The 12,518-nt window shown below is 69.2% G+C and carries 10 protein-coding genes; 7 read left to right on the forward strand and 3 right to left on the reverse strand.

Annotation, left to right across the window (positions count from 1 at the left end):
* Positions 1–230: 230 nt before the first annotated feature.
* From D7Y21_RS35960 to D7Y21_RS35970, 3 genes are read left to right on the forward strand one after another with little or no spacing between them, the layout of a single operon-like run.
* Positions 231–410: a hypothetical protein gene (locus tag D7Y21_RS35960; RefSeq protein WP_120564263.1), complete on the forward strand. Its 180-nt coding sequence runs from the start codon at positions 231–233 to the stop codon at positions 408–410.
* A gap of 42 nt (positions 411–452) precedes the next feature.
* The gene (locus D7Y21_RS35965; protein ID WP_120564262.1) at positions 453–1,022 is read left to right on the forward strand and encodes a class I SAM-dependent methyltransferase; all 570 of its coding nucleotides are present in this window, start codon (positions 453–455) and stop codon (positions 1,020–1,022) included.
* 42 nt (positions 1,023–1,064) lie between these two features.
* Complete coding sequence (locus D7Y21_RS35970; protein ID WP_121718090.1) at positions 1,065–2,696, forward strand: fumarate hydratase; 1,632 nt, start codon at positions 1,065–1,067, stop codon at positions 2,694–2,696.
* A gap of 30 nt (positions 2,697–2,726) precedes the next feature.
* On the opposite strand, the gene D7Y21_RS35975 is transcribed toward D7Y21_RS35970, so the two are convergent.
* Positions 2,727–3,785 (reverse strand): type IV pilus twitching motility protein PilT, encoded by a 1,059-nt coding sequence (locus D7Y21_RS35975; RefSeq protein ID WP_233612416.1) that lies wholly within the window; start codon positions 3,783–3,785, stop codon positions 2,727–2,729.
* 251 nt (positions 3,786–4,036) lie between these two features.
* On the opposite strand from D7Y21_RS35975, the gene D7Y21_RS35980 reads away from it, so the two are divergent.
* Positions 4,037–4,330 carry a FruA-associating protein, FapA gene (locus tag D7Y21_RS35980; RefSeq protein WP_014395578.1) on the forward strand — a complete coding sequence of 98 codons (294 nt, stop codon included), beginning with the start codon at positions 4,037–4,039 and terminating at the stop codon, positions 4,328–4,330.
* 98 nt (positions 4,331–4,428) lie between these two features.
* Here the strand turns inward: D7Y21_RS35980 and D7Y21_RS35985 are convergent, their stop codons facing one another.
* Positions 4,429–4,827 carry a MarR family winged helix-turn-helix transcriptional regulator gene (locus tag D7Y21_RS35985; protein ID WP_233591644.1) on the reverse strand — a complete coding sequence of 133 codons (399 nt, stop codon included), beginning with the start codon at positions 4,825–4,827 and terminating at the stop codon, positions 4,429–4,431.
* 207 nt (positions 4,828–5,034) lie between these two features.
* On the opposite strand from D7Y21_RS35985, the gene D7Y21_RS35990 reads away from it, so the two are divergent.
* From D7Y21_RS35990 to D7Y21_RS36000, 3 genes are read left to right on the forward strand one after another with little or no spacing between them, the layout of a single operon-like run.
* On the forward strand, positions 5,035–6,468 hold the full coding sequence (locus D7Y21_RS35990) for a TolC family protein (RefSeq protein WP_233591643.1): 1,434 nt from the start codon (positions 5,035–5,037) through the stop codon (positions 6,466–6,468).
* A 26-nt stretch (positions 6,469–6,494) separates the two neighbouring features.
* Entirely contained in the window at positions 6,495–7,637 is a 1,143-nt protein-coding gene (locus D7Y21_RS35995) for an efflux RND transporter periplasmic adaptor subunit (protein ID WP_199724405.1), read from the forward strand.
* A 28-nt stretch (positions 7,638–7,665) separates the two neighbouring features.
* On the forward strand, positions 7,666–10,824 hold the full coding sequence (locus D7Y21_RS36000) for an efflux RND transporter permease subunit (protein WP_121718092.1): 3,159 nt from the start codon (positions 7,666–7,668) through the stop codon (positions 10,822–10,824).
* Positions 10,825–10,922: 98 nt separating this feature from the next.
* Here D7Y21_RS36000 and D7Y21_RS36005 read toward each other — a convergent pair whose 3' ends face one another.
* Positions 10,923–11,906, reverse strand: coding sequence for a hypothetical protein (locus D7Y21_RS36005; RefSeq protein WP_121718093.1), 984 nt, complete (start codon positions 11,904–11,906; stop codon positions 10,923–10,925).
* Positions 11,907–12,518: the final 612 nt, after the last annotated feature.

A 12,518-nucleotide genomic window follows, 5' to 3' on the forward strand; every position in this document is an offset into this window, starting at 1 on the left:
GACAGTCCCCGAACAGGCCCCCACCGAGTCCGCGCCCTCCGTCTGAGGCCTCCCGGGCGCAGGGTGAAAACCATGGCCCGCGAAGGTTTGACACCGGGTGAGGGGGCTGTTGCCTGGACGGCCACCTGCCGACAGGGCTTGTAGCCAGGAAGGACACAACTGGGGCGCGCCGGCCCCCACCTTCAGAGGAGGGTCGCCGGTGGTATGGTCCGTGCTTGGACCCTCGTCCCATGGCGTACTACTTCCACGTGCTGGCACTCTGTGTAGGGACGGCTCTGTGCCTCGTGTTGGGCCGGGCCCTCTTCGAGCCTGACCAGCCCACGCCGGTCCCTGTCCCTGTCACCCCCCAGCCGGACCCGGGCGCGCCCCGCGTGGTCCGCGTGGACGCCGGCAACCACCCTCGCAAGTAGGGCCCCGCGCGGGGCGCTCCCGCGCGATGATGCGCGCTGACCGTGGGCGCGACCGGCTCCTTCCTCTTCTTCCTGCTGCTCTGGGCGGTGCTCCTCGTGGGGGTGCTGTCCATCGTCGTCTCCACGCTGCGCACCGGCACGCCACCCATGCCCAGTTCGCCCCGGGTGCGGCGGGCGCTGCTGGCCATGCTCCCGGGGGACACCCGGGGCACCGTGGTGGATCTGGGCTCGGGCTGGGGCGACGTGGCCTTCAACCTGGCGGACCACTGCCCCCAGGCGCGCATCGTCGCGTATGAATTGTCCTGGCTGCCCTGGCTCTTCAGCCGGCTGCGCCAGCGGCTCTTCCCCCGCGGAAACCTCACGCTGGTACGCGGGGACTTCTTCGCCGCGTCCCTCCAGGACGCAACCTGCGTCGTCTGCTACCTGTCCCCGGGCCTCATGACGCGCCTGGCGCCCCGCTTCGCGGCCGAGCTTCCGGAAGGCGCTCGCATCATCAGCCACACCTTCGGGCTGCGCGGCTGGACGCCCGTGCGCAGCGTGCGGCTCCAGGACCTCTACCGCACGCCTGTCTACCTCTACGAAGTGCCGCCCCGCGCGCCGCCCCGTGAGTAGAGTCCCCGCCCGTCCACCCCTTCTCGAAGAGACCCGCCCGCGATGAGTGACTTCCAGTTCCAGGACATGCTGCCGCTTGGCAAGGACGAGACGCCCTACCGCCTCCTCACGAAGGAGGGCGTCTCCACGTTCGAGGCGGGCGGACGCAGCTTCCTCCAGGTGGAGCCGGAGGCGCTCACGCTGCTCACGCGCGAGGCCATGCGGGACATCTCGCACCTGCTCCGGCCCGGGCACCTGCAGCAGCTGGCGAACATCCTCAAGGACCCGGAGGCGTCGCCCAACGACAAGTTCGTGGCGGTGGAGCTGCTCAAGAACGCGAACATCGCCGCGGGCGGCGTGCTGCCCTCCTGCCAGGACACCGGCACCGCCATCGTGATGGGCAAGAAGGGCCAGTACGTCCTCACCCGCGGCGGCGACGAGGCGGCCATCTCCCGAGGCGTGTTCGACACGTACCTCACGGCCAACCTGCGCTACTCGCAGATGGCGGCGCTGGACATGTACAAGGAGGTCAACACGGGCAACAACCTGCCCGCGCAGATCGAGCTCTACGCGACCGACGGCGACGCCTACACGTTCCTCTTCATGGCCAAGGGCGGCGGCTCCGCGAACAAGAGCTACCTCTTCCAGGAGACGAAGGCCGTCCTCAACCCGCAGAGCCTGCTCGCGTTCCTGGAGCAGAAGATCCGCGCGCTGGGCACCGCCGCGTGCCCGCCGTACCACCTGGCCATCGTGGTGGGCGGCACGTCCGCGGAGTTCGCGCTCAAGACGGCGAAGTACGCCTCCGCGCGCTACCTGGACACGCTGCCTACGTCCGGCAACGCGCTGGGCCGGGGCTTCCGCGACGTGGAGCTGGAGCAGGAGGTGCTCAAGCTCACGCAGCGCACCGGCATTGGCGCGCAGTTCGGCGGCAAGTACTTCTGCCACGACGTGCGTGTCATCCGCCTGCCCCGCCACGGCGCGTCCTGCCCGGTGGCCATCGCCGTGTCGTGCTCCGCGGACCGCCAGGCGCTGGGGAAGATTACCCGCGACGGCGTCTTCCTGGAGGCGCTGGAGACGGACCCGGCGAAGTACCTGCCGGAGACGACGGACACGGACCTGTCCGGCGACGTGGTGAAGCTGGACCTGAACCGCCCCATGAGCGACCTGCGCGCGGAACTGTCGCGCTACCCCATCAAGACGCGCCTGTCGTTGTCCGGCTCGCTGGTGGTGGCGCGCGACATCGCGCACGCGAAAATCAAGGAGCGGCTGGACCGGGGCGAGGGCATGCCCCAGTACCTCAAGGACCACATGGTCTACTACGCGGGCCCGGCGAAGACGCCGGAGGGCTACGCGTCCGGCTCCTTCGGCCCCACCACCGCGGGCCGCATGGATGCGTACGTGGATCAGTTCCAGGCGGAGGGCGGCAGCTTCGTGATGCTCGCCAAGGGCAACCGCTCCCCCGCCGTCACGGAGGCGTGCAAGAAGCACGGCGGCTTCTACCTGGGCTCCATCGGCGGCCCGGCCGCGCGCCTGGCGCAGGACTGCATCAAGAAGGTGGAGGTGCTGGAGTACGCCGAGCTGGGCATGGAGGCCGTGTGGAAGATCGACGTGGTCGACTTCCCGGCCTTCATCGTCGTGGATGACAAGGGCAACGACTTCTTCGCGAACATCAACAAGCCGTCCGCGAAGAAGTAGGCCGCGACAGTCACCTTCCGGCGTGCGCTCTCAGTCGAACTCGAGCGCGCGCTGGAAGTCCGCCGGGTTGGAGGCCGCGCTCTGCGCCGTGTCCAGCGTGATGTCGCCCGCGCGGTACAGCTGCGTCAGGTGCTGATCGAAGGACTGCATGCCGAACATGTCGCGGCCCTTCTCGATGACGTCCTTGAGCTCCGAGGCGCGGTCGTCCCGGATGTACTGCTCCACCGTCTTCGTCTGGACCATGATCTCCAGTGCCACCGTGCGGCCCTTGCCGGTGGCCCTGGGCAACAGGCGCTGGGAGACGGTCGCCTTGAGCGAGTCCGCCAGGCGCATGCGCACCATGGTCTGCTCCTCCGCGGGGAACACCGACACCAGGCGGTTGATGGTGCGCGACGCGTCCGTGGTGTGCACCGTGGACAGCACCAGGTGGCCCGTCTCCGAAGCCTTCAGCGCGATGTCGATGGTCTCCGTGTCGCGCATCTCGCCCACCAGGATGACGTCCGGGTCCTGACGCAGCGCCGCCCTGAGCGCGATGGCGAAGTTCGCCGTGTCCGGGCCAATCTCCCGCTGGGAGATGGAGGACTTCACGTTCTTGTAGATGAACTCGATGGGGTCCTCGATGGTGAGGATGTGCAGGCTCTCCGTGTGGTTGATGTGGTTGATCATCGACGCCAGCGTGGAGCTCTTGCCGGACCCCGTGGCCCCCGTCACCAGCACCAACCCGCGCTCGTTGCCCGCGATCGTCTTCAGCACCTGCGGCAGGCCCAGCCCGTCGATGCTGGGAATCTCATCCGGGATGATGCGCAGGATGCAGGCGAGCGAGCCGCGCTGCCGGTAGATGTTCACCCGGAAACGCGCCACGCCCGGAAGGCTGTAGGACGAGTCGCATTCCTGCACACTGTCCACCTGCGCCTTCATCAGCGGATCGTTCATCACGTGCATCGCCACCTGCTTCGTGTGATCCGCTTGAAGCTTTTCCATCTTCAACGGCCGCAACACGCCGTTCACCCGGTAGATGGGCGGATCCCCAGGACGGAAGTGGATGTCCGAAGCCCCGTTCTGGACGCCAACGGTGAGCAGCTTGTTCAAGGTGTTCAGGTCCAGGTAATCCCTCTCACTTCACGAATGGAGCGGAGGATTCTAGGAGAAGGGCACCCGCGCGCTCCATGGTTGCAATGTGGGAAGCATTCCCCAGCCTCACTATACTAAGTTTTCCCGCAAATCAAGGAAGGCGAGTACCCCGGGGGATGAAGGAACTGTCCTCGACTGCTCACCAGTGGCCGTCTTCCTGCCCGGGCGGCCCGGATGCCCTGCCCGGAATCCGTGGCGAACATCCGGGCATGAACGCACAAACCGAGCAGGCCCCCCACTACGAAGAGCTGTCTTCCGCTGACTACGCCGCCCTGGAGGTGTGGGATCCCACCCAGGTGGTGATTACGCCGCGCATGGCGGCCCGGCTGTGGCTTCAGACCAGCCTGCGGCTGACCCGCGCCCAGAAGGAGCTGCACGACGCCATCTTCGCCAACGACCTCAGTGAAGCGGCGAAGGACCGCTACGCCGAGGCCCGCGCGGAGCTGGACTCGGCGGAGGCGTGGGCCCTGCACGTGGCCCGCAACATCCCGCGTCACCGGTAGTCGCGACGGACCACCTCCTCCCCCCCGGACGTGGCACACGGGTGGCGGCGGGGCGGCGGCGGGACGGGCATCGCGCCCGGGCCTTCCGCCTCCCGTCGTCACCCGTTGTCGTTGGAGGTGGACGGCCCGCAGGGCGGGTCGTCCTTGCGCGGCGGATGCGCGGGCTCGTTGCCCAGCAGCTGGCACAGCCCCGTCTGCAGCTTGTCCAGGAGGCGCGACAGATCCTCGACCTCCGGCGGCGCCAGGTACGCGCGCGCCTGGGCATCCAGCCACTGCGCGGCGAGCTCCAGGGCCTGGAGCTCCCGGCGCCCCGCGTCGGTGATCTCCAGGCGCACGCAGCGGCGGTTCTCCCCCGCGCGGCGCGCCACCAGCCCATCCTCCTCCAACCGGTCCACCAGCCGGCTCACGGCGGGCGCGTCAATGAGCAGCCGCTCCGCGATCTGCGCCTGACTGTGGATGCCGTGGATCCCGATGTTCTTCAGCACGAGCAGTTGCATCAGCGGCCGATCCGTTTGCTCTCCCACTTTCTGGGTGAGCAGCCGGACCACTGCGCGTCGCGTCGATGCCACTTGCTCAGCGATGGTCATGGGCGTAAGAGATGATTGCATTCAACAACGGTTGTCAATTACATCTTGACCGCGCGCAGGGAACCCGGGGTGGGTACCACCACTCGCTCCTGCCGGAAAGACCTGCCGCTCCAGAGTATGGCCACCTCCAGCGCCCTTCTCGTCCTTCTCCTCGCCTCCGCGCAGCAGGCGCCGTCCGCGTCCCCGGCCCCGCAGCAGCCCACGCCTGAAGCCAGCGCCGCCGCGTCCGCGCCGGCTCCCGTCCCCTTCCAGCCGAAGGTGGACGACCCCATGCTCACACCCGTCCCGCCCGCGCCGGAGCAGGTGAAGACGTGGGACGACGCCCTCACCCGGGTGCGCCAGCGCTCCACGGACCTGCGCAACGCGGAGGCCGGCGTGTCGCGAGCGCAGGGCCGGTGGCGCCAGTCCCTGGGCCTCTTGCTGCCCAACGCGCGGGCCACCGCGGGCGTGGGCGTGGACGTGCTCCACCCGGACGTGCCCTCCGCCGCGGGCGGCGGCTTCGTGGGCGGCTCCAACACCGGCACCGGGGTGGCGGGTCCCAGCGCGCCCCTGGGCACGGTGTCCGCGTCCCTCACCCAGTCCATCATCGATGTGGGGGCATGGCGGGGCCTGTCGTCCGCGAAGTCCTCCGAGTCCGCGTCCGTGGCCAACCTCCAGGACGTGCAGCGCCGCCTCACCCAGGGGCTGGCGCAGGTGCTGGTGGCCACGGTGGCCGCCGAGCGCGCCGCGGAGATCAACCGCGTGGGCCTGCGGCAGGCCCTGGAGCGCCAGTCCATCACCCAGCGCTCCTTCGAGCTGGGCGCCGGCACGCAGCTGGACGTGGTGCGCGTGAGCCAGGACGTGGCGGTGGCCCGGCAGGCGCTGGTGGCCGGGGACGAGCAGCTGCGCCGGACGAGGGAGTCGCTGGGCCTGTCCCTGGGCGAGGACCACGGCGTGGGCGTCAACCCGGCGTTCAACCTGGGCGGGCTGGTGGAGCAGACGCGCCAGCAGTGCGCCCCGCTGCAGGACCTGGCCAACCGCCCGGACCTGGTGGCCCAGAGGGCCAACGTGGACGCGGCCCGGGAGAGCCGGCGCCAGGCTTCCGCCGGCTACCTGCCCACCCTGGGACTGAGCAGCACGCTGGTGGGTTTCACCACCGACCCCGGCTTTGGCCGCTTCGCCACCTGGAACGTGTCCGCGGTGCTGTCCGTCCCCCTGTGGGAGGGCGGTCAGCGCGAAGGGCTCGTGCGCGAGCGCAAGGGCATTGAAGAACAGACGGCCCAGTCGCTGGAGGCCACCCGCCGCAACGTGGGTGTGGAGGTTTCTCGCGCGCGGCGTGGAGTGGAAGTGGCCGAGGCGCTGTTGAAGACCGCCGCCGAGTCCCTGGAGCTGGCGGACCGGACGGACCGGCTCACGCGCCGGGCCTTCGAGGTGGGACGAGGTAGCAGCTTGGAGCTGGTGCAGAGCGGAGCCGCCCTCCGCCAGGCGCAGCTCGCGTTGGTTTTGAGGGAATTCGAGCTCGTCCAGGCCCGCCTGGACGCGTTCCTGACGGAGGCCCGGTGCGACTGGTGACGAGGGTACGCCCCCTGAAGGCGCTGATGACGAAGACGGTGTGGGGCGCGGCGCTGGTGGCTGGCGTGGCCGGGTGCTCGGGCAAGCCGGAGGCGAAGGCCGCTCCGCCGCCGCGCGAGGTGCAGGTGGTGGCGCTGGCGCCGCACGAGGTGCGGGACACCGGGGAGTACCTGGGCTCGCTGCTGTCGCGGCAGAGCGTGTCGGTGCTGCCGCAGGTGAACGGCTACATCCGCAAGATTCTGGTGAAGCCCGGCCAGAAGGTGGAGGCCGGCGCGCCGCTGATTGAAGTGGACGCGCGCCAGGAGACCGCGGCGCTGGACAGCGCGCAGGCGCAGCAGAGCTCCTCCGCGGTGGAGCTGGAGCTGGCGAAGCGCACGCTCGCGCGCACCGAGTCCCTCAACCGCGAGGGACTGGCCAGCGTGCAGGAGCTGGAGCGCGCCCAGGCGGCGGTGAAGGCGGCGGAGGCGGCGGCGCGCGCGGCGGGCGCGAACGTGGCCCAGCGCCAGGTGCAGCTGCAGTTCCACGTGGTGCGCGCGCCGTTCGCGGGCACCATGGGTGACGTGCTGGTGCGCGTGGGTGACTTCGTGAGCGCCACCACGACGCTCACGACGGTGGCCCAGGCGGATGCGCTGGAGGTCAGCGTGTCGGTACCTTCGTTCCGCGCGCGGTCGCTCAAGCCGGATACGCAGCTGGAGCTGTTGGATCAGCAGGGCCGGGTCATCCTCTCCAGCACCGTCTTCTACGTGGCGCCGCAGACGGACCCTCGCACGCAGCTGGTGGAGGTGAAGGCCGCCTTCCGCAACACGGTGGGCCTGCGCCCCAGTGAGCTGCTGCGGGCGCGGCTGGTGTACTCCACGCGGGACGCGCTCCAGATTCCGGCGCTCGCGGTGGTGCGCCAGAGCGGCCAGCCCTTCGCCATGGTGGTGGAGACGAAGGACGGCAAGACGCAGGTGGAGCGCCGCCCGGTGGCCCTGGGCCAGTTGGGCGACATGTCCTACGTGGTCGAGGGCGGCCTGAAGCAGGGAGACCTCGTCGCGGTGTCGTCGCTGCACATGCTGCGCGACGGAATGCCCGTCATCCCCAAGCAGGTCACCGTGAACACCGGCGAATCCTCCCAGCCGCCCCGCACCGCGTCCGGTGGCGGCGGCACCACCGGCGGCAGCCGCTAGCAGGCACGTCTAAGAGAGGCGCCACACCGTGTTCGTCGACTTCTTCATCCGCAGGCCTGTCTTCGCCATCGTCTGCTCCATCATCCTGACGCTGGTGGGCGTCATCGCCATCCCGACGCTGCCCATCGCGCAGTACCCGGACCTGGCGCCGCCGCAAGTCACCGTCACCAGCACCTACGTCGGCGCCAGCGCCGAGGTGGTGGAGTCCGCCGTCACCATCCCGTTGGAGCAGGAGCTCAACGGCGTGGAGGACATGCGCTACATCACCTCCACCAGCAGCAACGACGGCACCAGCACCATCACCGTCACCTTCGCCCCCACGCGCAACATCGAGGTGGCGGCGGTGGACGTGCAGAACCGCGTGAGCCGCGCCGCGGCCCGCCTGCCCGCCCAGGTGAACCAGACGGGCATCGTGGTGAACAAGGCCTCCAGCCAGATGCTGCTGACGGTGGGTCTGTCCTCCCCGGACAACCGCTACGACGCGAAGTTCCTCTCCAACTACGCGGACGTGAACCTCAAGGACGCCATCAAGCGCGTGCGCGGCGTGGGCGAGGTGCGCATCTTCGGTGAGCGCAAGTTCTCCATGCGCCTGTGGTTGGATCCATCCGAGCTGGCGCGCCGGAACATGACGCCGCAGGACGTGGTGCGCGCGCTCCAGGAGCAGAACCTCCAGGTGGCCGCGGGCCAGGTGGGCCAGCCGCCGTCCAGCGACGAGCAGCCGTATCAGATCGCCGTGCGCGCCCGGGGCCGCCTGGTGGAGCCGGAGGAGTTCGGCGACATCGTGCTCATGCGCAACAACGACGGCCGCGCCGTCACGGTGAAGGACGTGGGCCGCGTGGAGCTGGGCGCGGAGAACTACGGCACCCTCTTGCGCTTCAACGGCCGCACCGGCGTGGGCCTGGCCATCTTCCAGCTGCCCACCGCCAACGCGCTGGACGTGCGCGACGGCGTCATCAAGGAGCTGGACCGCCTGTCGCAGGCCTTCCCGCCGGGCCTGGAGTACCGCACCGGCACGGACACCACGCTGGCGGTGCGCGCCTCCGTCAACGAGGTGATCCACACCCTCATTGAAGCCATCGCGCTCGTCATCCTGGTCATCTTCCTGTTCCTGCACGGGTGGCGCAGCGTCCTCATCACGGCGCTCACCCTGCCGGTGTCGCTGGTGGGCACGTTCGCGTTCGTCTACATGATGGGCTTCTCCATCAACACGCTCACCCTCTTCGGCCTCACGCTGGCCACGGGCCTCGTGGTGGACGACGCCATCGTGGTCATCGAGAACATCGAGCGCCTGATGGCGGAGCGCGGGCTCAACGCGTTCCAGGCGGCGCGCGAAGGCATGAAGGAGGTGGCCGGCGCGGTGGTGGCCATCTCCGTGGTGCTGGTGGCGGTGTTCATCCCGGTGGCCCTCTTCCCGGGCACCACGGGCTCCATCTACCGCCAGTTCGCGCTCACCATCGCCGCGTCGGTGGCGCTGTCCACCTTCTGCGCGCTGACGCTCACGCCCGCCCTGTCCGCGCGGCTGCTCAAGCACCACCACGGCCCCAAGTGGGTGTTCTTCCGCAAGGTGGACCAGGTGCTGGACTGGACGCGTGACACCTACGGCAAGGGGCTGCGCAAGCTGCTGGTGCACCCGCTCATCGTGCTGGTGGCGTTCCTCGCCTGCATCGGCGCCACGGTGATGCTGTTCCGCTCGGCGCCCACGGGCTTCATCCCGGATGAGGATCAGGGCTACGTCATCATCTCCGTGCAGGGGCCGGAGGGCATGGCCCTCAGCCAGACGGAGAAGGTGCTCCAGGAGGTGGAGGCGGTGCTCAAGGCCCAGCCGGAGGTGAACGTGATGTTCGCCATCGGTGGCTTCTCCCCCAGCGGCAACGGCTCCAACTACGCCACCGTCTTCACGGCCCTCAAGCCGTGGGAGGAGCGCACGGGGAAGGATCAGTCCGTGGCCGCGCTGGTGGAGCGGCTGCGCGGGCCGCTGGGCAAGATTGGCAGCGCGCGCGTCATCCCCTTCCAGCCCCCGGCCATCCGCGGCGTGGGCAGTGTCGGCGGCTTCCAGTTCATCGTGGAGGACGTCGCCGGCAACCACTCGCTGGAGGACCTGGCCAATGCCACGCAGGAGATGGTGCAGAAGGGCAACGAGGAGGGCCGCCTGCGCGGCGTCTACACCCCCTTCAACGCCAACACGCCCATCCTGGACGTGGAGGTGGACCGACAGAAGGCCAAGGCGCTGGGCGTGCCGATTGAACAGATCTTCGGCGTGATGCAGCTCTACATGGGCAGCCAGTACGTCAACGACTTCAACTACGCCAGCCGCACCTACCGCGTGTACGTCCAGGCCGAGCAGCAGTTCCGCGACAGCCCCCAGGACATCAACTCGTTCTACGCGCGCACGGAAGCCGGGGACATGATTCCGCTGGAGTCGCTGGTGAAGGTGACGCCCATCGTCTCCGCGCAGGTCATCAAGCACTACAACCTGTTCCGCTCCGTGGAGATCAACGGCCAGGGCGCGCCCGGCGTGTCGTCAGGCCAGGCGCTGGAGGCCATGGAGCAGGTGGCCCAGGCGGCGCTGCCCCAGGGCATGTCGTCCGAGTGGACGGGCATCAGCCTGGAGCAGAAGGAGTCCGGCGGGCAGACGATGATCATCTTCGCCCTGGGCATCCTCTTCGTGTTCTTGGTGCTGGCGGCGCAGTACGAGTCCTTCAGCCTCCCGTTCGTCATCATCCTGTCGGTGCCGCTGGCCATCATGGGCGCGCTGGGGTTGCAGGTGGCGCGCGGCTTCGCCAACGACGTGTTCTGCCAGGTGGGGCTGGTGATGCTGGTGGGCCTGTCCTCCAAGAACGCCATCCTCATCGTGGAGTTCGCGGAGCAGCTGCGCGAGCAGGGCAAGAGCGCGCTGGACGCGGTGGTGACGGCGGCGGAAGTGCGCCTGCGCCCGATTCTCATGACGTCCATCGCGTTCCTCCTGGGCGTGGTGCCGCTGATGACGGCGTCCGGCGCGGGCGCGGCGGCGCGCAACTCGCTGGGCACCGCGGTGTTCGGCGGCATGCTGGTGTCCACCATCGTCAACCTCATCTTCATCCCGGGCCTCTACGTCCTCATGCAGAAGGTGCGTGGGGACGCGAAGCGGTCCAGCGGTGAGGAGGAGACGCCCACGCCGCACGAGCCCGCTCCGGCCCACGCGCCGTGAGCTGACCCGGCAGGACAGCGCTTCAAGAACAGACCGCCCTCCCCTTCGAAGTTCGCGAAGAGGAGGGCGGTGGTGTTTTCAGGGGACTGCCGCGCGCGTCAGATTTCGTGGGCGGTCTGCTCGTACACGAGGACGTGGCGGGACTCGGGCAGCAGGATGATGTTGAGCGTGCGCCAGTTGTCGCCGTTGGGGCCGGTGCTGAACTCGCGGAAGTAGCTCTTCACCTGCGCGTTCGCGGCGCTCTCGCCGTAGGTGTCGAGGATGGCCTGGTGCAGCGGCTGGAACTGCAGGTACATCCGCGGCAGGAACGCCGCGTAGGTGTACGTGCCCGGGGACGGGTCGTTGCGGTAGCCCTTGTACTCGCTGCGCGCCAGCACCGCCGCCGCCGCCGCGTCCAGCGAGGCGTGCGTCGAGTACGGCCACGCGAAGTCATACCGGTCCAGGAACGAGTACATGTCCTCGCGGTACGCGTTGGCCCCGCCGAGCACCGCGTTGAGGGTCCCGTCGAGGGGGAACGCCGCCAGCGTCACCGGGGCATTGGCCGGCGCCGGAGAGGGGTTCGCCACGCACGCGCCGCCCACGCAGGCGGCCTGGAGGCGGTAGTTCTTGGCCAGGCCGTTGCTCCAGCCCACCACCACCAGGTACTCGCCCGCCTGATTGAAGGTCGCGAGCGGAAGCTTGCTCAGCTCGCCGTAGCCGGAGTCGTCGTCCCCGTAGAGCGGCCAGTAGCCGTAGCCGTACTGCGTCTTGGGGCCGTACACGTACAGGCCGGTGTCCACGCCCATGCCGGTGCCCAGGTGCGTCACCTCCAGCGCCACCTGCGTGTGCGCCGGGACGGTGAGCTTGTAGCCCTCGTAGTTCGCGGACGTGCCGGTGTTCCCCGTCACCGCGCTGCCCACGGAGAGGTTGCCCGCGATGTACAGGTAGCTGTCGAACGGAGCGGGCGGAGCCGGCACCAGCGACTGCGTCGCCGTCGTCACCGTGTCGCCGCCCTCGGGGGCCGGGGTCTGCTCCGGCTGGCCGCCACAGGCGCCCATCAGGCCCACCGCGGACATGCCCAGCACCGCGCTTCGCACTGCCATTCCACACTTCATCGCGTCCACCTTCTCAAGGAGGGCGGGGGGGACCCGCCCTGGGAGTGAAACGCCTCCCTGTGACAGCTCGAAGTCTGGAACTCAAGTAACAGATGAAACACAGGCGCCCCTGGTGGAACGTGCGATAGGGGCTCCTGCCTTGGCGTCTTGGAGCCACCCCTTCGAGCCCGTGGTCGAAGCAACGCTCTGGCGGGAGGTGATGGACGATCTGCGCTCGGCCGTGGCGCTCCTCCATCGCATCAGCCCCATGCGGCGCAATCCCCGCCGGTCGGAGTGCTTGGTGCCGGTTCTCTCGCGGCTCCGGGAGCTCGAGCGGAGCGGAGGCCTGTCACAGGGGATCGACGCGGTGCCCGCAAGCGACTTGCACCTGCACGTCAACCGGATGCCGAGCGACACTCCGCGTGCGCACGAGCGCGTCCTCTTCGATATCCTCGAGAGGTTCCATGCGTCGTTCCGGGCGCGGGGGATGTACCTGGAGCCAGTACCGAGGACGGACAAGGAGCGCTTGGGATGATGAATGGCCCCTGGAGTTGGCTGCGACTTGCGGGACTGCTGCTCGCGGTGGGCTGCGCCTCATCGCCCGCCCCCATCCCCCCACCC

This window comes from Corallococcus sp. AB045, assembly GCF_003668895.1.
In the GTDB taxonomy this organism is placed as follows: Bacteria; Myxococcota; Myxococcia; order Myxococcales; family Myxococcaceae; genus Corallococcus; species Corallococcus coralloides.